This is a genomic window from Sphingomonas aracearum (assembly GCF_003345355.1).
In the GTDB taxonomy this organism is placed as follows: domain Bacteria; phylum Pseudomonadota; class Alphaproteobacteria; order Sphingomonadales; family Sphingomonadaceae; genus Sphingomonas; species Sphingomonas aracearum.
In genome coordinates this window covers 1072261-1090257 of sequence record NZ_QQNB01000002.1, presented here as the reverse complement: position 1 = coordinate 1090257, position 17997 = coordinate 1072261, and the positions used below count along the sequence as shown (strand labels likewise).

The 17997-nt window shown below is 67.4% G+C and carries 18 protein-coding genes; 13 read left to right on the top strand and 5 right to left on the bottom strand.

From position 1 onward, the window contains the following. Positions 1–135: 135 nt before the first annotated feature. On the top strand, positions 136–921 hold the full coding sequence (hisN, locus tag DVW87_RS12450; protein WP_114688054.1) for a histidinol-phosphatase: 786 nt from the start codon (positions 136–138) through the stop codon (positions 919–921). 216 nt (positions 922–1137) lie between these two features. Continuing rightward, a complete protein-coding gene (locus DVW87_RS12445) occupies positions 1138–1647 on the top strand; it encodes a TonB family protein (RefSeq protein ID WP_114688053.1) in 510 nt (169 codons plus the stop codon). Positions 1648–1757: 110 nt separating this feature from the next. Here the strand turns inward: DVW87_RS12445 and DVW87_RS12440 are convergent, their stop codons facing one another. Beyond that, the gene (locus tag DVW87_RS12440) at positions 1758–3932 is read right to left on the bottom strand and encodes an AsmA family protein (protein ID WP_114688052.1); all 2175 of its coding nucleotides are present in this window, start codon (positions 3930–3932) and stop codon (positions 1758–1760) included. A 161-nt stretch (positions 3933–4093) separates the two neighbouring features. Between DVW87_RS12440 and rpmI the strand changes: the two genes are divergently transcribed. From rpmI to DVW87_RS12410, 6 genes are all read left to right on the top strand, one after another. Beyond that, positions 4094–4297 (top strand): 50S ribosomal protein L35, encoded by a 204-nt coding sequence (gene rpmI, locus DVW87_RS12435; protein WP_114688051.1) that lies wholly within the window; start codon positions 4094–4096, stop codon positions 4295–4297. 19 nt (positions 4298–4316) lie between these two features. Beyond that, a complete protein-coding gene (rplT, locus tag DVW87_RS12430) occupies positions 4317–4691 on the top strand; it encodes a 50S ribosomal protein L20 (RefSeq protein WP_114688050.1) in 375 nt (124 codons plus the stop codon). 431 nt (positions 4692–5122) lie between these two features. After that, positions 5123–5461, top strand: a complete 339-nt coding sequence (locus tag DVW87_RS12425; protein WP_114688049.1) for a GIY-YIG nuclease family protein — start codon at positions 5123–5125, stop codon at positions 5459–5461. A 17-nt stretch (positions 5462–5478) separates the two neighbouring features. Further along, positions 5479–6585, top strand: a complete 1107-nt coding sequence (pheS, locus tag DVW87_RS12420) for a phenylalanine--tRNA ligase subunit alpha (protein ID WP_181814839.1) — start codon at positions 5479–5481, stop codon at positions 6583–6585. A 147-nt stretch (positions 6586–6732) separates the two neighbouring features. Continuing rightward, the gene (pheT, locus tag DVW87_RS12415; RefSeq protein ID WP_114688224.1) at positions 6733–9087 is read left to right on the top strand and encodes a phenylalanine--tRNA ligase subunit beta; all 2355 of its coding nucleotides are present in this window, start codon (positions 6733–6735) and stop codon (positions 9085–9087) included. Next, entirely contained in the window at positions 9084–9959 is an 876-nt protein-coding gene (locus DVW87_RS12410; protein WP_114688047.1) for an aldose 1-epimerase family protein, read from the top strand. Before pheT ends, DVW87_RS12410 begins: the two co-directional genes overlap by 4 nt. A gap of 7 nt (positions 9960–9966) precedes the next feature. Here DVW87_RS12410 and DVW87_RS12405 read toward each other — a convergent pair whose 3' ends face one another. Beyond that, on the bottom strand, positions 9967–10242 hold the full coding sequence (locus DVW87_RS12405; RefSeq protein WP_114688046.1) for a hypothetical protein: 276 nt from the start codon (positions 10240–10242) through the stop codon (positions 9967–9969). A gap of 38 nt (positions 10243–10280) precedes the next feature. Here DVW87_RS12405 and DVW87_RS12400 point away from each other — a divergent pair, with 38 nt between their 5' ends. Then, entirely contained in the window at positions 10281–10634 is a 354-nt protein-coding gene (locus DVW87_RS12400) for a hypothetical protein (RefSeq protein ID WP_239017872.1), read from the top strand. Positions 10635–10852: 218 nt separating this feature from the next. On the opposite strand, the gene DVW87_RS12395 is transcribed toward DVW87_RS12400, so the two are convergent. The 3 genes from DVW87_RS12395 to DVW87_RS18335 are packed head-to-tail and all read right to left on the bottom strand — an operon-like array spanning position 10853 to position 15466. Continuing rightward, the gene (locus tag DVW87_RS12395; protein WP_114688044.1) at positions 10853–12910 is read right to left on the bottom strand and encodes an AIPR family protein; all 2058 of its coding nucleotides are present in this window, start codon (positions 12908–12910) and stop codon (positions 10853–10855) included. Beyond that, complete coding sequence (locus DVW87_RS12390; RefSeq protein ID WP_114688043.1) at positions 12907–13869, bottom strand: PD-(D/E)XK motif protein; 963 nt, start codon at positions 13867–13869, stop codon at positions 12907–12909. The genes DVW87_RS12395 and DVW87_RS12390 overlap by 4 nt, the downstream gene beginning before the upstream one ends. Next, complete coding sequence (locus tag DVW87_RS18335) at positions 13862–15466, bottom strand: hypothetical protein (RefSeq protein WP_239017871.1); 1605 nt, start codon at positions 15464–15466, stop codon at positions 13862–13864. The genes DVW87_RS12390 and DVW87_RS18335 overlap by 8 nt, the downstream gene beginning before the upstream one ends. Here DVW87_RS18335 and DVW87_RS12380 point away from each other — a divergent pair. From DVW87_RS12380 to DVW87_RS12365, 4 genes are all read left to right on the top strand, one after another. Continuing rightward, positions 15456–15674, top strand: coding sequence for a hypothetical protein (locus tag DVW87_RS12380; RefSeq protein ID WP_147276270.1), 219 nt, complete (start codon positions 15456–15458; stop codon positions 15672–15674). The genes DVW87_RS18335 and DVW87_RS12380 overlap by 11 nt on opposite strands. 391 nt (positions 15675–16065) lie before the next feature. Continuing rightward, entirely contained in the window at positions 16066–16503 is a 438-nt protein-coding gene (locus tag DVW87_RS12375; RefSeq protein ID WP_114688041.1) for a hypothetical protein, read from the top strand. Between the two features lie 29 nt (positions 16504–16532). Beyond that, entirely contained in the window at positions 16533–16952 is a 420-nt protein-coding gene (locus tag DVW87_RS12370) for a hypothetical protein (protein WP_147276269.1), read from the top strand. After that, on the top strand, positions 16949–17947 hold the full coding sequence (locus DVW87_RS12365; protein ID WP_114688039.1) for an AAA family ATPase: 999 nt from the start codon (positions 16949–16951) through the stop codon (positions 17945–17947). Before DVW87_RS12370 ends, DVW87_RS12365 begins: the two co-directional genes overlap by 4 nt. The last annotated feature ends 50 nt before the right edge of the window (positions 17948–17997 follow it).

Here is a 17997-nt window from a genome sequence, read left to right as displayed (position 1 = left end):
CGGTACCGCGCACGGCGCCCCTTGGCGGCCCGGTGACGAGGCAATAGGGCGAAACCTCCTAAGATTGCGTGACTGGAGCGCGCAGTGCCTCCAATGTGGATGTTCCTGGGCGGTGCGGGCGGCTACGGGAGAGGAATGCGCGTTTCCACTGCCGAAATCGACTTTGCCCACCGGCTCGCCCTTGCGGCGGGACAGGCGATCCTGCCCTTCTTCCGTGCGCCGCACGGGCTGGAGGCCAAGGACGATCACTCTCCCGTCACCCTGGCCGATCGCGCCGCGGAGGCGGCCATGCGCCGGCTTATCGAGGCGGAATATCCGCGCGACGGGATCCATGGCGAGGAGTATGGCGTGAAGGATGGCACAAGCGGCCGGCAATGGGTGCTCGATCCGATCGACGGCACGCGCGCCTTCATCTCCGGTCGGCCGATCTTCGGCACGCTGATCGCCCTGGTGGCCGAGGGCTGGCCGGTGCTGGGCGTGATCGACCAGCCGATCCTAAAGGAGCGTTGGATCGGCGTAGCCGGTCGCCCGACCGAGTTCAACGGCGCGCCCGCCGCCACGCGCGCCTGCCGCGAGCTTTCCGACGCCCTTCTTGCCACCACCTCCCCGGCGCTGTTCGACGACGGGCAGCTCCATGCATTCGAGCATCTGGAGGGGGCATGCCGGTCCACCGTGCTGGGCGGCGACTGCTACAATTATGGCGGCGTGACGAGCGGGTGGCTGGACCTGGTGGTGGAGGCCGGGCTGAAGCTGCACGACTTCGCCGCGCTGGTGCCGGTGGTGGAAGGGGCGGGCGGTCGCATGTGCGACTGGCACGGCGACCCGCTGCATGCCGGCAGCACGGGCGAGGTGATCGCGGCGGGCGATCCGGCGCGGATCGACGACGTCCTCGACGCGCTTGCCTGCCGAGGGCACGGCTGATCGTCGGCGCGCCGACCTTCGCCCGCGAGCACCGGTCAAACGGATTATGGCCGAAACGGTAATTGACGGGCCGTCGCGCCGGGCAGACACATCGCCTGGGGCACGCGCGTGGACCGCAGAACGCACGCAATCCTCTCGACCAAGCGCTGGCCTGCCCTGACCGCAGACTTCGCGCGCTTGTCGTTTGGCCGATCATCCTTTTGGGAAGAGATCGTCATGAGGAAGGTGTTATTTCTGCTCGCGGCCGCCGCCGCCGTTCCGCTGACCGCTTCGGCGGCGCAAGACGACCGCAAGATCGTCGTGGTCGCCAAACCGATCAGCGTGGCGGCCTGGTCGACCATGATCGGCAAGCGCATCAACGCGCATCTGGTTTATCCCACCCCGCCCTCCAACGAGCTGCGCGCGACGGGGGTGTCCTCCGTCGCGTTCCAGTGCAGCGAGGACGGTCGGCCCGCAGGCGTGGCGCTCCTGCGCAAGTCGGGCAGCCGCGCGCTGGACGGCGCCGCCCTGCGCGCCGTGTCGGAGGTGCGCACCCTCCATCCCCTGCCGGAGGGGGTGCACGGAAGCCGGAAGTTCCGGGCGAACATCATCTTCGCGTCCGACCGGGCCGGCCAGATGCGGCTTGCACGCGAGGTCGCGAGCGAGATGGCCGCTACCCGTGTCGCAGAGCCCGGCGGTGTGCCGATCCTGCTTGCCGTCGCCGCAGCCGCGCCAATCGCCCGCTAAGGCAGGCCTGGCGCGATGCCGCGCGGCCGTCCGTCTCTGCGGGCGGGCGGCCGCGTTGGCGGTTGCGGGCCGCGACCGCGCGCTTGAAACGCGATCTCGAAGCGAGCGGATCAGAAGATGCCCAGGAACTTCTTCCGCTCGCCCTTGCGGTCGTCCTTGGAACGCTTGCCGTCCTCTTCCTTGGACGGCGTTCCCTTGCCCACATCGTCCCGCGTCTCGCCCTTGGTGGTGCGCTGCGCCTGGGCCGTCGCGCCCGACAGGATCGGACCGCACGAGGCGGACTTGGCGTCGCCCACGTCGACAAAGGCCAGCACGCCGGCGAGCGGCGTCGCCACTGCCGCCAGCCCGATCCCGGTGCCGGCACGGGCGATCAGGTCGCCGGAGATCGGGTTGATGCCGGGCTTGGCGAAATAGCCGTTGATGCCCACCGGCGACTGGGCGGAGAAGAGCGAGAACTTCTTGCCGTCCGCGCGGAAGGCGAGGTCCAGCGCCTCGTTCTTGAAGCTGAACCCGCCCCGGCCGATCATCACGTTCTTCTGCGTGTCGATCAGGATCGGGTCGGCCGCCGCGATGCCGTTCTTCACGGTAAAGGCGACCAGGCCGCAATTGATCTGCACCGGCTCCTTCAGGCGCTTTTCGAACATCTTCTGCACGAAGGTGCCGATGTCGAGCTCCGCGATCTGCACGTTGCGCGTCCAGAAGGTGCCGCGGGGCAGGATAAAGGCCATGCGACCGTTGGAGGTGGCGAGCGAGTCGTGCAGCGTGTTGCCGACGCCGCGCATCTGCACCCGCGCCTTCAGCGTGCCCGACGTGCCGGATTCGGCCACGCCCCAGCCCGCGAACAGCTTGCCGAGCGGGGTGGGCGACAGGCGGATGTCGTAGTCGGTGACGACCTGCGGCACCCGCGCGTTGATCGAGATGTCGGAAGCGACATGCCCGCCGGCCATGTCGAAGGTGAGCGGGGAAAGGCTCAGCAGGCGGTTGTCCAGCGTGAGCGCCAGCGCGATGTTGGACAGGGGAATGCCCTTGCCCTTCACCGTCCGCACCGTCCACTTCACGTCGGCATCGAAGTTCTTCAGCGCATCAACCCGCAGCGGCGCATCCGGGAGCAGGCGCGGGGTGCCGCCTACCGTGCGGACCAGCGCGGCCTTGCCTTGGGTCTTCGCCGCACCCGCCGCCTGCGGGCTGTAGCCGATGAACGGCCCGGCGTCCGCCATGTCCAGGGTGCGGGTGGCCAGCACGGCCGACAGCTTCATGCGCGGCTCGCCCGGGCGCACGGTCATGCGGCCGGCCACGTCGGTGCCGCCGATCAGCCCGCGCATGCCGGTGAAGCGCCATTCCGGCCCCTGCTTGGTCAGGGCCGAGCGCAGGCGATAGGCGCGCGTGTCCGGCACGGCGATGCCGGCGACAAGGAACAGGTCCTGCAGATTGTAGCCGCGCACGTCGAGGTTGAGCTTTGCGCCCTCGATCTCGGTCGCGCCCGGCAGCGTGCCCGAGATATCGGCCACCGTGTTCGCGGCGCGGATGTTCGCCTGCAGCCGGTTCTGGCCGCCCGAGATCGTCTCGTTGGGGGACAGCAGCGCGCCCGACAAGCGGAACGGCGTGCCGCGCGCCTCGCCCGTGCCGCTGAAGCGGATGGCGTTGTCCACCTTCGTGCCGGTCGCCTTCACCGTCTCGATGCCGAGATCGGCGCCGATCAGCATGCGCGGATCGCGATAGCGGATCCGGGTGCCCGTCACGGTGGCGGTGCGGATCGCGGGCAGTTCCAGCGGCTTGCCCGGCTTGTCGCTGAACGTCCAGGTGTTCTTGCCGGCCTTGTTCCACTCGAGGTCGGCGTCCGCGCCGTCGAGCGTCAGGTAGTTCAGCCGCTTGTGACCGAAGATCAGCGGCACGATGGCCAGCCGCGTCTCGATCAGCCTGGAATTGAAGAACGGGCGCGGCTTGGCCCAGTCGGCATTGCCGATGCTCAGGCCCTCGGCGCGGAACTTCAGGTTGAAGGGCGCGAAATAGAGCTGGAAATCGCCCGCCACGGTGACCGGGCGGTTGCTCATCTTGGTGACGATCCGCTCGAACGGGTGCTTCAGGAAGCGGCCCTTGGTGATGAACAGCACCAGCCAGACGAGGAACAGGGCGACCAGTATCCCCAGCAGGATCCGGCCCACCCAACCGAGCGGCGTGATCCGCCGCCTGGCTGCCGTCGGCGGCGCCGGAGGAGAGGGGGGCGGCGGAGCAGCGGTGCCGCTGGCGCCAACGGAATGCGGGGCGGGGGGAACCGTCTCAACCATGGGCGTATCAATTCGCCAGAGAAACGAATCGTTCCCGCCGCTTGCATGGGGGCCGCAGGTCCGCTATGCGCCCGCGCTTCCCGAGCGACGTGGAACGCAGGGCCCGGCCATCAGGGCTGCCGCGGCTGTGCAATGCATCGCTCTATTGTGAAAGGACGAAAATGCCCAAGCTCAAGACCAAGAGCGGCGTGAAGAAGCGCTTCTTCATGACCGCCACCGGCAAGCTGAAGCACGGCGTGGCCGGCAAGCGCCACCGCCTGATCAGCCACAACGCCAAGTATATCCGCCAGAACCGCGGCACCACGGTCGTCTCCGACGCCGACACCAAGATCGTCAAGGGCTGGGCGCCCTACGGTCTCAAGTAAGCTCGAGGAGTAAGAGACCATGGCACGCGTCAAGCGCGGTACGACCACCAAGGCCAAGCATAACCGCATCCTGGATGCGGCGAAGGGCTATTATGGTCGTCGCAAGAACACCATCCGCATCGCCCGCCAGGCGGTGGAGAAGGCCGGACAATACGCTTATCGCGACCGCAAGGTTAAGAAGCGCACGTTCCGCGGCCTGTGGATCCAGCGCATCAACGCCGGCGTCCGCGCGGAAGGGCTGACCTATTCGCAGTTCATGCACGGCCTGAAGCTTGCGGGCATCCAGCTGGACCGGAAGGTCCTGGCCGATATCGCGATGCACGAGGGCGAGGCCTTCACCGCCATCGTCGCGCAGGCGAAGGCGGCACTGCCGGCCGAGGCTCAGGCGGCCTGAGTTTGGCCTGCCACCTTTAGGACGCACCGCGGCGGGCAGAGGGTAGGCACAGCCGATCCCATCTGACGGCGTGGCGGGCCGAGACAGGAAAGGCGTCGGTGGTTCAGGCCACCGGCGCCTTTTTTGTTCGCGCCCTTCCGCCCGTGGTTGCCTTTCCTCCGTCATTCCCGCGAAGGCGGGGTTCATCGGTTTGATGAAGTCCGGCAGCGCGCTACACTAGTCGCTCGTGCACGTGGATTCCGGCATGCGCCGGAATGGCGGGACGGGTGAGATACGCGATGCCCTTTGCGGCGACAGGCCATCTTGCTTCTCCCATTGGTCATCCCGGCGCACGCCGGGATCCATGGACTCGATGTACCCTCGGCAACACGCTACACCAGCGGCTCGTACCCATGGATCCCGGCATACGCCGGGATGACGAGGGAGGGGACATGCGAGAAACGTTCCAGCCTTGCGTCTACATGCTCGCCAGCCGCCGCCACGGCACCCTGTACATCGGCGTGACTTCCAATCTTCTCGCCCGCATCGTCCAGCACAGAGAGGGCTTGATCCCCGGCTTCACGCAACGGTACGGCGTGGCGCGGCTCGTCTGGTACGAAGCGCATGAGACGATGGAGGCGGCCATCCTGCGTGAGAAGCGCATGAAGGAATGGCGGCGGGCGTGGAAGATCGATCTGGTCGAAGCGCATAACGAGGATTGGAGCGATCTCGCCATTGGGTTGGGATTGCCGCGGCTGGAGCCGGTGGGGCTTCGAACGGAGATGAAGTGACCGACGATCTCGACACCATGCGCGAGCACATGCTCACCGCCATTGCCGCCGCGACAGGGCTGGAGGCGCTGGAAGCGTGCCGCGTGTCCGCGCTGGGCAAGCAGGGGAGCGTCACGGCGCTGCTCAAGACGCTGGGCGGGATGAGCCCGGAACAGCGCTTGGTGGAGGGGCCGCGCATTCAGGGGCTGCGAGAGGCGGTCTCCACGGCGATCGCCGAGCGCAAGGCGGCGCTGGAGGCGGCAGCGCTCGAGGCCCGGCTCGCGTCCGAGCGGCTGGACATGACCCTGCCGGTGGAGGCGGTTCCGGCCGGCACCGTCCACCCCGTCAGCCAGGTGATGGACGAGCTGGCGGAGATCTTCGCCGATCTGGGTTTCTCGGTCGCCACGGGGCCGGAGATCGAGACCGACTGGCACAATTTCACCGCGCTCAACATCCCCGCGAGCCACCCGGCGCGCGCGATGCACGACACCTTCTACCTGCAGCAGGGGATCGACGCGAAGGCGCGGGGCGAAGCGGACGAGAAGACCACCTTCTCGCTCCTGCGCACGCACACCTCGCCGGTGCAGATCCGCACGATGCTGAAGGACAAGCCGCCGATCCGCATCATCGCGCCGGGCCGTACCTATCGCTCCGACAGCGATGCCACGCACACGCCGATGTTCCACCAGGTCGAGGGGCTGGTGATCGACAAGGGGATCACGCTCGGGCACCTGAAATGGACGCTGGAAACGTTCCTCAAGGCCTATTTCGAGCGCGACGACATCGTGCTGCGCCTGCGCCCCAGCTATTTCCCGTTCACCGAGCCGAGCGCCGAGGTGGACGTCGGCTATACCTGGACCAGGGGCAAGCGCGTGATCGGCGGCTCGGGCGATGCGCCGGGCGGCGGCTGGATGGAGGTGCTCGGCTCCGGCATGGTCCACCCGAAGGTGATCGCCGCCTGCGGGCTCGATCCCGCCGAGTGGCAGGGGTTCGCCTTTGGCTGCGGCATCGATCGGCTCGCCATGCTGAAATACGGCATGGACGACCTGCGCGCCTTTTTCGACGGCGATATCCGCTGGCTGAAGCATTACGGCTTTGCCGCGCTCGACGTGCCGACGCTGTCGGGCGGGGTGGGCGCGGCCTGAGCCATCAGCCCGGTCCGTCCTCCCGGCGCCCGCCGGGATCCATGGACCGGGTGACCATAGTTGCAGGCGCGAGCGATCTCCTCCGGCCGATCGCGTCCATGGATCCCGGCCTGCGCCGGGATGACGGAAAGAGACGGAAGCGAGATCATGAAGTTCACCCTTTCCTGGCTCAAGGAACATCTCGACACCCAGGCCGACCTGGAAGCGATCGTGCTCGGCCTCACCCGTGTGGGGCTTGAGGTGGAAGGCGTCGAGAACCCCGCCGACAAGCTGGCCGGCTTCACCGTCGCGCGCGTGCTGACGGCCGAGCGCCATCCGCAGGCGGACAAGCTGCAGGTGCTGTCGGTCGATACCGGATCGCAGACGCTGCAAGTCGTGTGTGGCGCGCCCAACGCCCGCGCGGGGCTGGTCGGTGTGCTCGGCCTGCCGGGCGCGAAGGTGCCGGCCAACGGCATGGAACTGAAGGTCTCGGCGATCCGCGGCATCGAGTCCAACGGCATGATGTGCTCCACGCGCGAGCTGGAGCTGGGCGAGGATCATGACGGGATCATCGAGCTGCCCGAGGACGCACCGGTCGGCACGCCCTTCCCGGACTATGCCGGGCTGAACGATCCCGTCATTGACGTGTCGATCACGCCCAACCGGCAGGATTGCATGGGCGTGCGCGGCATCGCGCGCGATCTTGCCGCGGCGGGGCTCGGCACGCTGAAGCCGCTGCTGGGCACCGAGGAGCAGCCGGGCGAGGGCGCGGCCCCCCACATCCGGATCGAGGATGCGGAAGGCTGCCCCGCCTTCTACGCGCAGGCCGTGCGTGGCCTTACCAACGGGGAATCGCCTGACTGGATGCGGCGTGCGCTGACCGCGGTAGGGCAGAAGCCGATTTCGGCGCTGGTCGACATCACCAACTATGTGTCGATCGATCTCGGCCGGCCGCTCCACGTCTATGACGCGGGCAAGCTGTCCGGCGGGCTCGTCGCGCGCAAGGCCCAAGGCGGCGAGCAGGTGCTCGCGCTCAATGGCCGCACCTATACGCTGACGCCCGCCATGACGGTGATCGCCGACGACGCGGGCGTGCACGACATCGCCGGCATCATGGGCGGCGAACATTCGGGCGTTTCGGCCGAGACGACGGACGTCATCATCGAATGCGCGTTCTTCGATCCCGACACGATCGCCCGTACCGGCCAGGCGCTGAGCCTCACCAGCGACGCGCGCTCGCGCTTCGAACGCGGCGTCGATCCCGCTTTCCTGGACGAGGGCCTCGCCATCGCCACCATGCTGGTGCAGCATATCTGCGGCGGCACCGCCTCGCCGGTAACGCGCGCGGGCACGCCGCCGCTGGGAACCCGCAGCTACGCCTACGATCCGGCGCTCGCCGGGACGCTGGGCGGGCTGCCGGTCGCGGCGGAGCGGCAGCGCGCGATCCTCGAGAGCCTGGGCTTTGCGGTGTCGGACGACTGGCAGGTCACCCCGCCGACCTGGCGCCGCGACGTGGACGGCCCGGCCGATCTGGTCGAGGAGGTCATCCGCATCGAAGGAATCGACAAGGTGGCCCCCGTGCCGCTGCCGCGCGCGCCCGGCGTCGCCCGCCCCACCGCCACGCCGGAGCAGAAGCTGGAGCGCCGCGTGCGTCGCGCCGCCGCCGCGCGCGGGCTGGACGAGGCGGTGACGTGGAGCTTCCTGCCCGAGGCGCAGGCCGATGCGTTCGGCGGCGGCGCCTGGAGCCTCGCCAATCCGATCAGCGAGGACCTGAGGGTGATGCGCCCCTCGCTGCTGCCCGGGCTCCTGGCCGCGGCCGAGCGCAACCTGCGCCGCGGGGCGGGGGCGGTGCGGTTGTTCGAGATCGGCCGCCGGTATCTTGCGGAAGGCGAGCGGCCGACCCTGGCGCTGGTGCTGGCCGGCGATCGCCGTTCGCGTGGCTGGCGCGAGGGCAAGGCCGCTCCTTTCGACGCCTATGATGCGAAGGCGGAGGCGCTCGCCCTGCTCGCCGCCGCCGGGGCGCCGGTAGACAATCTGCAGGTGATGGGGCAGGCGGGGGCCGCCTTCCACCCCGGCCAGTCGGGCACGCTCCGGCTCGGCCCGAAGACGGTGCTGGCGACCTTCGGTGCGGTGCATCCCTCCACGCTCAAGGCGTTCGATCTCGACGGGGCGGTCGCCGCGGTGGAACTGTACCTCGATGCGCTGCCGGCCAGGCGGGGCAGCGGGTTCGCCCGGCCTGCCTTCGCGCCGCCGGCCTTGCAGGCGGTGAGGCGCGACTTCGCCTTCCTGGTGCCCGCCGATCTCGCCGCCGACGCGCTGGTGCGCGCGGTACGCGGCGCGGACAAGGCGGCGATCACCGGCGCGCGCGTGTTCGATGTGTTCGCCAAGGGCGGCGAGACGTCCATGGCGGTGGAAGTGGTGCTGCAGCCGGGCGAAAAGGCGTTCGTGGAAGCGGAGTTGAAGGCCGTCGCGGACAAGGTGGTGGCGGCCGCCGCCAGGCTGGGCGCGGCCTTGCGCGGATGAGCCAGCTTCTCCCCATCGCCAGCGACGCGCTTCGCGCCGAGATCAACCCGTTCGGTGCGGAGCTGACCCATCTCCGCACGCCGGACGGGGCGGAATGGATGACGGACGCCGACCCGGCCTATTGGACCGGCCATGCGCCGATCCTTTTCCCGATCGTCGGCGCGCTCGCGGGGAACACGCTGCGAGTGGACGGCGGCGAATATCGCCTCGAGCGGCACGGCTTTGCGCGACGCCGCTTGTTCGAGGTGGCCGCGCACGAGGAAAGCCGCCTTGTTCTGCGCCTGGCGGACGACGAGGAGACGCGCGCCGTCTACCCGTTCGCCTTTCTCCTGGAGATGACCTACGCGCTGGAGGGCGCCACGCTGCACATGACGGCGCGGATCGAAAACCGCGGGGGCGGGCCGCTGCCGGCCAGCTTCGGCTGGCATCCCGCCTTTGCCTGGCCGCTGCCCGGTGGCGGCGCGCGCGAGGCGCATTGCGTCCGCTTCGCGAGAGACGAGCCCGCCGGCCTCAAGCCGCTGGCCCCGGACGGTACCATCCTGCCCGGCGAGCGCCCGTCGCCGCTCGACGGCCGTGTGCTGCACCTCGACGATGATGTGTTCGCCAGCGATGCGCTGATCTGGGATCCGGTGGCCTCCCGGTCGGTGGTCTATGCCGCGCCCGAGGGGCCGGCGCTGCAAATCGACTTTCCGGATACGCCGCGCCTCGGCATCTGGAGCAAGCCCGGCGCCCGTTTCGTCTGCGTGGAGCCATGGCATGGCATCGCCGACCCGCAGGGCTATGCCGGCGATTTCCGCGACAAGCCGGGCGTGTTCGAGATTGCGCCCGGCGCCGACCGGTTGTGCTCGATGGCTGTGACGGTGCGCCGCTGAGCCGCGTTCAGCGCTCCTGCGGCACCTCGAACGCGATCCGGGTGATGTAGAGCCGCTCCACGCACTGTTGCGCCGCCCAGGCGAGGCCGGCCTCCTCCGCCGCGGCATAGCTTTCATAAGGCGGCAGGCTGACCAGGGCGACCGACTCGGCCTCGTTGCTGTCCCCGCAGGCGATCAGCGCCGTGCCGGTCAACTCGAACCGGCCATTGTCCTGCTGTTCGATGCTGATGCAATCGACCTCGTCCGGCGCCTGCTCGCCCTGGGGCAACCTGATGATCTCCATGGTTCCACCTCCTGTTCCGGCGTGCTGCCGGTCGCCAGGTGAAGGACACCCGAGCCGCCTCGTTCGTTCCGTCCCGCATGAGCCATGCCAGCAACATCGTCTTCTGCGACGGGCCGGACAGCCCGCATGCCTTCGACATCGTGCCGCTGCAACCGCGCAAGGGCGAACTGGACGCCCGCTGCCCGGTTTGCCGCGGCCACGGCGAATGGAACACGGAAATCGATCTCGTGAGCTTCCGCTGCAAGCGCGCCATCTGCGACCGGTGCCTGGGAGCGGGTTGGGTGGAGACGGGAACCGACCCGATCGCCCATCCCGACATCGAAATGACGGCGGAGGGCTATCCGAAGTGGGTGACCCATTACGAGCCGCGGGACGATGCCGCCTCAACCTGAAACGCCTGCCGGACACGCGATGCGCGCCCGCAGGAGAAATGGTGCCCCTCACAGGCCGAAGATGGGCACTCGAATCATTGGAGAATTTCCATTCCACGGAGCTGAAGTTTATCTGACCGAAAGAGACGGGCCGAGGAACGTCGGCAAAGACTGCAAGAGCAAAATACCACCTTAGCTGTGCTATTCCGGACCGCCGTCGCAATCAGCGCAAGGCAGTCTCAATCCAGAAGAATACCTTCCTGCTGCGCCCTGTCGAGAAGTTGAACCAGTACCGCGCTCTGCCGCTCCGTCGGGACTTTCGCCGGTATCTGCTCCGCGATCTTCAGGATGCCGATGTCCTTGGGAGTTAGAAGTTTGCGCAGCCCCGCCTCACGCAGGATCTTTGACCAGTGCGCGGCGGGCGTGTCAAAGACCCTTCTCTGAGCCTCGATCCCGTTGTCGATCTTCTGGGTCTGCCGCGCGGTTTTCGCTTCCTCACGGTTGTTGTCCGCGCTGATCAGCCCGGACCAGAACGCGTCGTCCAGCAGGTCGGCGATGTGTGACGACCGCTCGGAGAGGCGGCCCCAGCAGCCTTCCTTCTTGCACCATTCCGAGATGTTGGAGATGCCGGCGGGCGGCTGCGTGATGTCGTCACTGACCGCTTTTGCGATTACGGCCAGGGCGCCGGACAGCGTTTCGTCCACGGCCTGCGCGTTCCAGATGCGCTGATAGTCGACCGACAGCTTGCGGTCGGCGGCGATCTTCCCCAGCATTGAAAGTGTGTAGGCCACGATGTTGGCCCTGTACCCGCCATTGTACCAAGGCTGCGCCGATACAAGTTTCTCAGTTGCCCGAAACAGGATACCCCGCGCAATCGCCCGCTTGTAGTAGAACTCGTTGAAGCTGTCGGCCGACTTGTCCCACTCCTTGCCGATCCGCGCCGCGTAGCGGGCGAAGTTCTTCTGACTGCCGAGATTCACCCACCTCGGATGATCATCGAAGACGTTCTCGAATTTGGCGAGATCGGTCTTGGTGAACATCTGCGTTTTGGGGTATTCCGCCTTGAAGCGCTTCTGCTCGGCTTGGCTGAGCTTGGACTGTGCGTCGATATACTGCCCCCGCGCGCGCTCGTAGAACCACTTGGTTTCGCGCTGCGTGCCCTGCAGCGCGGGCGCCCAGATGCGGCGCGAGAACTCCGCCATGCGGACGTGGAAGGGATGGTTGGAGAAGAAGTCGGCCGCGTTCACCCGGTTCTGTGTGTTGGCGTATTCCGAGATGCGGGGCACGACCATCTCGCTCTGTTCGCTGTCGATCACTGACAGCTTCATCTGCACGAAGATGTCGGAGAGGTCGGCCTTGTCCTTGCGCTGCGTGTGAAACAGCGATGCCGTGGTCTGCCCGCCATTGACGATCTGCAGGTCCGTCAGCCGGCGGATTTCGAGACCGCCGTCCGTCAGCACGGTTTCGACGCCCTGCGCCGTCGCGGTGATGCCGTTATTGTAGGCGAAGAACATCCGCGGCTCGTTCATAATCGTGGCGCGGATGCCCTTGTTGACCTGCGCCCGGGCCTGCAGGAACGTGCGGACATTCTGCTCCAGCAGGCGGGCGCTGTATTCCTGATAGAGCTTCGCCAGAACTGTTGCCGGCATGACGATCAGATAGGACTGGTACGAGTCAGAGCCGAGATTGGCCGGCAGGCATTTGATGCCGTGGCCGAACACCTTCATGAAATCGATATCAAGCGCCTCCTTGTGCCCGCGCGAGCTGCGCTGGCGCTGAAAGCGTGCGATATCCCAGATATGATAGGTGGCCCGGATGCCGCTGACCTCGTTGTCCGGGAGCGCCTGAATCCGGTCGCTCAGGACCCGTTCCGAAACAAGGAAGAAATTGACCTGCTGGAGCAGCGGGCGCCGGTCCATAAGCTGGCGGACCAGCCCGTACTCAGGCGTTGTCACGTCCGGTTCGAGCGCCCCCTTGAGGCTTGCCTCGAAGAAGTTGACGCCGCGCCTGAACGCGGCGTCCATCTCCGTCTTGGTCAGGGTCTGCAGATCGCGCCGGCAGTCGAAGTCCGCGATGAAAATGTCTACTGCGCCCTCGTCGTTGAACCAGTACCCGTCCACCCGCATGCCGCGCGGGGCCTTGAACGGGCAGTGCTCGAATCCCTCGATGAATCCAGTCTCGATCAGCTCGCCGGAGACGATCTCCATGAACGCCTCCAGCTGAAACGTGCTGTCGGCTTCGGCGAGCATCTCCTGCCGGAAGTCGTGGAAAAACTCTTCAGTGGTCTGCTCCGTCATGCCCCCTCCAGAGCGTTGCCCTCATCGCACTCGTAATCCGCGATGGCTTCAAGCTTTATCTCGTAGCCGACCTTCATGATTCCGTCGGGCAGTCCCGAACGGGTCATCCTCGGAAAGCCCTCGCGCACGTCATAGGTGGTCTTTTCACTGACGACGAAGGCCGGCTCGTCATATTCCGGCAGCGGCGCGTAGCCGTGCGTTACCAGCCTGCGCTCGAACGCGTCGGCTGCGTCCGGATCGCTGATCAGACCCTGCACCCGGCCGACCATCCCGTTGAGCGACAGTAGTTGGGGCCCGCCGGACCCGCTGCTGAGCCGGTAGATCCTCAGGAACAGCCGGTCGTTCAGGGACTCCAGCTGGTCCTCCGACGATATCCGGACGCTGTTCCGCTCCGCGCCGGAGAGGGATTTGACCTCGACAGCCGTGTTGCCGAATATGAAATCCTGATGGGACCGCTCGGGGCCGAGCCAAGCCTCCACGGCCACGGCCGCGCCCTGCCGGCCGATAAGTTCGCTCAGGAACTGAAGCTCCGCGAACAGCCCGCGCACCTCCTCAGGGGATAGGTGCGAGCCCCGGCCCGACAGGAAGTGCTTCCACCGGCGGATATGGGTCAGGGCTATGCCAAGCGCGCTCGCCGAATCCGGCGCGTCCGCGAGCGAAGCGGACAGCGTACGGCAGAGTCCGGCGAACAGGTCACGGTCAACATGCCGTTCGAGGGTCAGCACAAGCCGCTGCAGTCCCGGACCGGCCGACCGCAGATCGACGCCGATGCCTTTCACAGTCGCGACGTTTCGCCGGTACTGCGAGGTGTGGTCGCCCTGCAGATCGATTAGGAAGAGGCATTCGCCGTCGCTGTTGCGGCCCCAGTTGCAGGGGACGGCGCGCTGGCCGCCCACTTGGCGGACGTTAAAGTCGGTATCCGGTACGGCGATGTCGTCCCACGGTGTCGACTCAGGCATCGTAATCCTCATCCTCGTCCGGATCGTCCGGCGTGCCCTGCATCGCTTCGAGCCAGACCTTGTTGGCGACCACCTCGATTTCCTTGTCGTAGTGGCCGGGCGGGAAGCTGACCCCGAAAGCCGCTACCGGGCCTGTCACGGCCGGATTGTCGCGTGGCTGAAGGCTGTGGATCATCAGAAGCGGCTTCTTCCGGACCTCGCGGTAGTGATAGTCCGATACCGCGCCCGCTTTTTCGCCGTTCACCGCGTCGATCATCGCCGGCAACTGTTGTTCGGCTTGGATCAGGCGGCGAACGGCGACGCTGGCGGCGGCTAGCGCCGGCAGGCCGTACCAATCGGTGGCATAGCTCTTGGCCTCGACATTGGTGGTTCGCGGCGTCGCGGTGCGAGCCAGAAAGGCATCGCTTCGGAGCTTGGCGGCGATCTTCTGCATCATCCCGGTGACGTCGATCGCGGAGAGGTGCCCCTCAAGCTCGCCATGGCTCCGAATGATCTGCTTGGCCGCGCGTCGAATGATGGGATCGGCATTTTCGGTGAGAGGCATGTTTATGCCCAACCAGACAGGATCGATACTGGCCGATCGCCAATCGTCTGAGCCGAAGAAGATGTCCAGGATTGCGTCTAGCGCCGCCCGACGATCCCGAAGGTGATTGAGTGCGCCTTCCAGCGAGCGACTTGCGGGCAGCAGGTACCCGTAGACCGGACCTTTTGTCAGGCGCGCGATGACCAGCTGCACGTCGTGCGCGCACCAGATACGCGGTGGGTGCGGCAGACGCTGCTCGATGCCGCGGACCGGCTGGAGGCGGCACGCCGGAAGGTGACGCGCCGCCTTGCCGCGGCGTCCATCGCGCTCAGCCAAGACGCAGCCGAGCGCATCATGCCGGCCGAACGTCGCGGCAAGGTCAGGGCGGCGCTCGAACGGGCCTATCACATCGTTGATCGTTCGACAGCGATGGCCGATCGGCGCCTGGTGTCCACCCAGCGCGCCATGCACAGCCGCCTCCATCTCGCCGCGACGCATATCCGACTTCCGATGGACGAACTCGCCCGAGCCGATAACCGTGCCGACGTCATCAAACGCCTCGATGCCGCCGCGGTCCACGCGGGCGACACCATCAGGCGGGTCCGAACCGATGTCGAACAGGCCCGCCTGCGAATGCCGGCAATCGAGGAGCCGCTCGCCGCCAGGCCGGCGGGCCATGAAGATCTGGTGACGACCGCCGCCGACCCGGACCTCGCAGCCGCGATCCGCAGTGCTGCGACGGCGGATGCCGAGCAGGCGAAGGCTGAACAGGCAGCGCACGCGATCGCACTGCTCATGGTCGACAAGGCTCTGGCGTCGGTGAGGCGCAAGGCCAAGACGGTACAACGCGACGACACCGGGCTGTTTGTCGCCGACACCACTGGCCTGCCCGTGCTGGAAAGGCGCGAACTGGAGCAGCGAATGGCCGATCCGGTTGTGCAGGCGGCGCTTGCCGACCTGTTCGCCAGCCAGGTTGCGGAACCGCCGATTGCCACAGGTGAGTTGACGACCACGAACGTCGCGCCGGCCCAACATGATCGTTACCTCGGCAAGGAGCCTGGACGTGACCGACATGGAAGAAATGAAGATAAAGGAGTTCCTTGCCGACGTGCCGGTCTCCGACCCCCTTCACAGCTGGCCGGCCTGCGCGTCCTGCGCGCAGTCGGTGTGGATGATCGACCGCGAGACGCCGCGGGCGTTCTGCCAGACGTTCGGGGGGCTGACGTACGGCGAGGAAGCGAGGTTCATCTGGAAATGCGAGGCGCACCAGCCGATCGCCTGACCGATACCGCAGACATCGCGGCCACCTCGAAGTCCGGACACGCCCCGGGTCAACGTGACCCGGCGCCCAGGCGAGGATTGTGGGAGCAAGTGGAGGATGCCGCCCGGGCTGGGGCACACCAGCCGGCTTGGCCGAAGGGGCGCGCCGACACCAGTGACGGCACGGTGTCCGCACAAGGCCGTGATGATCACGGGCGGTAACATGCCCGACAAGGCGGGGCAGCAGCGCGAAGCTGCTTCGCCAAAGAAAGGACGGGCAGCCTGATCCGACCCGTCCGGGCGGTGGTCCTGCTTCCGAAAGTATTGCGATGTCGTCCTGTTTTGACCCGTCCGCCCCCGCTGCCAGAGACAGTTCCGTTCGGGTGCCGCTCGACCTGTTCGGGCGGCTCATAATGACGCACCGGCTGGCGCCGGGCGTTGCCGTCGCGGCGCTGGGCGTCACCACGGCAGAGGCCGTGGCGCTGATCGACCATGGGCAAATGGCACAAGCGTTGGGCAAAGACATCATCTTCATCGCCTGCGGCGACACCGAGACCGGCTATGGCCTGACCGAGGTGATGATCGCTGCGGTGCGGAACGGCATCTGCCATGTCCAGTCGGGCTGCAGCCTGTACCTGCCAAAGGCCGGCGCGCGCGCGGTGATCCTGCCGCAGCCGCACGTCCGCGGCCACTTCCGCCTGGCGCCGGGCGAGCTGATCCAGATCGACCGCAAGCCCGCCGACGTCGAGGATGGCGTCGCCCGCGCCGGTGCCCGGATGGCCAGGCTGGTCGCGCACGGCGTCGACCTCGACGGCCGTGCGGTCATCAACACCTACCCGCTCGCCGCGTGACCGGTCCGACGATGAACGGGAGACGCGAGATGATGACCATGACGTACAACCTGACCTGGCTCGCCGCCATCCCTGCGGGGTGGCGACCGATCCTGCACGATGCGGTAGAGCGGCTGCACGCGCTCGATCCGACGATCCAAATCACGCTGGCTAAGGAAAAGTTCGGCAGCCTGCGGATCCATGTCGATCACGGCAGCGCCGACGCCTATGCCGTCATTGATGCTGCACGGGCCGCATCGGAGCGCAGCTGCGAGTTGTGTGGCGCCGACGCCCAGCTCCGACGCACGCCCGACGGCTACTACGCGACCCGCTGTCCCGACCACGCGACCGGGTTCATGCCGCTGGAAGAGGCGCCGAGCGTTACGTTCCGTGTTGTCGTCAGGGGCGACCGGCACGATCCCTCGGCGGACCACCACGAGGGGAACCCCGACGACGGTGATGCGCGATGATGGACAACGCCGACATCATCGACCAGATTGTCCCGAAGGCGTTGCCGTCCCGCCCGACCTTCGAAACCGTCACCCGCCTACAGGTATGCGAGCGGATCGAACCCGAGCGCAGCACGATCGAGGCGATGCGCTTCGAGATGCCGCTGACCGAACGCTGGTCGGCGCTGACCGAGCCGCTGCCGCTGGCCGGCGCGACCGCGATGCGGCCAGACGCGAAAGGCGGGTTCCCGGCGCTCGACGCGGTGGCGGCGGCGATGCCGTGGGCGGCCGCGCTGGTTGCCGATGTCGCACGCGGGGTGCGGCTCCAGCTCGCGCTCGGCCGGCCCTGGGTCCAGTTCGAGCCGGTGCTGCTGGTCGGCTTGCCGGGCGTCGGCAAATCTTGGCTCGCCCGCCGCCTCGCCGACGCCCTGCACCTGCCGAGCGCGGTACTGGAACTCGGCAACGCCTCCGACGATCGCCAGCTGTCGGGCACCGCGCGTGGCTGGAGCAATGCCCAGCCCGCCTGGCCGGTGGTGACGATCGCCGCCACCCGGTGCGCGAACCCGCTGCTCGTCGTCGACGAGATCGATAAGGCGGGCGGCTCGGCGCAGCATGGCCGCCCGCACCACGCGCTATTGTCGATGATCGAGCCCGGGTCGGCGAAGCGCTGGCCGGACCCGTGCCTGCTTGGTGCGTGCGACCTCAGCGCGGTCAACTGGGTCGCCTGCGCCAACACCATCGATCCAATCCCGACGGCGTTGCGATCCCGGTTCCGGGTCGTCGAGTTGGCGCCACCTGACCCGACCCATTTCGATGCTGCGCTCGCGTCGGTGCTGGGCGATCTGGCCGCGCGGTGGGATCTGCCAGCCAATCTCTACCTGATGCCGCCACTTCGGGCGGTGCGGTTGCTACGCCGGCAGTTCGCCGACCACCGCTCGATCCGCCTTCTTTCCCGGCACGCCACCGCTATCGTCGGTGCGATGCTCACGGACGGCGCGATCCTCACGCGGCAATGATGGAGCGTAGTTCGGCGCCGTAACACCCGGCAGCACCGTGGCGACCAGCG

Coding starts and splice junctions, on each gene's coding strand:
- hisN (WP_114688054.1), top strand. CDS start 136: ATGCGCGTTTCCACTGCCGAAATCGACTTTGCCCACCGGCTCGCCCTT.
- DVW87_RS12445 (WP_114688053.1), top strand. CDS start 1,138: ATGAGGAAGGTGTTATTTCTGCTCGCGGCCGCCGCCGCCGTTCCGCTG.
- DVW87_RS12440 (WP_114688052.1), bottom strand. CDS start 3,932: ATGGTTGAGACGGTTCCCCCCGCCCCGCATTCCGTTGGCGCCAGCGGC.
- rpmI (WP_114688051.1), top strand. CDS start 4,094: ATGCCCAAGCTCAAGACCAAGAGCGGCGTGAAGAAGCGCTTCTTCATG.
- rplT (WP_114688050.1), top strand. CDS start 4,317: ATGGCACGCGTCAAGCGCGGTACGACCACCAAGGCCAAGCATAACCGC.
- DVW87_RS12425 (WP_114688049.1), top strand. CDS start 5,123: ATGCGAGAAACGTTCCAGCCTTGCGTCTACATGCTCGCCAGCCGCCGC.
- pheS (WP_181814839.1), top strand. CDS start 5,479: ATGCGCGAGCACATGCTCACCGCCATTGCCGCCGCGACAGGGCTGGAG.
- pheT (WP_114688224.1), top strand. CDS start 6,733: ATGAAGTTCACCCTTTCCTGGCTCAAGGAACATCTCGACACCCAGGCC.
- DVW87_RS12410 (WP_114688047.1), top strand. CDS start 9,084: ATGAGCCAGCTTCTCCCCATCGCCAGCGACGCGCTTCGCGCCGAGATC.
- DVW87_RS12405 (WP_114688046.1), bottom strand. CDS start 10,242: ATGGAGATCATCAGGTTGCCCCAGGGCGAGCAGGCGCCGGACGAGGTC.
- DVW87_RS12395 (WP_114688044.1), bottom strand. CDS start 12,910: ATGACGGAGCAGACCACTGAAGAGTTTTTCCACGACTTCCGGCAGGAG.
- DVW87_RS12390 (WP_114688043.1), bottom strand. CDS start 13,869: ATGCCTGAGTCGACACCGTGGGACGACATCGCCGTACCGGATACCGAC.
- DVW87_RS18335 (WP_239017871.1), bottom strand. CDS start 15,466: ATGTCGGTCACGTCCAGGCTCCTTGCCGAGGTAACGATCATGTTGGGC.
- DVW87_RS12375 (WP_114688041.1), top strand. CDS start 16,066: ATGACGCACCGGCTGGCGCCGGGCGTTGCCGTCGCGGCGCTGGGCGTC.
- DVW87_RS12370 (WP_147276269.1), top strand. CDS start 16,533: ATGATGACCATGACGTACAACCTGACCTGGCTCGCCGCCATCCCTGCG.
- DVW87_RS12365 (WP_114688039.1), top strand. CDS start 16,949: ATGATGGACAACGCCGACATCATCGACCAGATTGTCCCGAAGGCGTTG.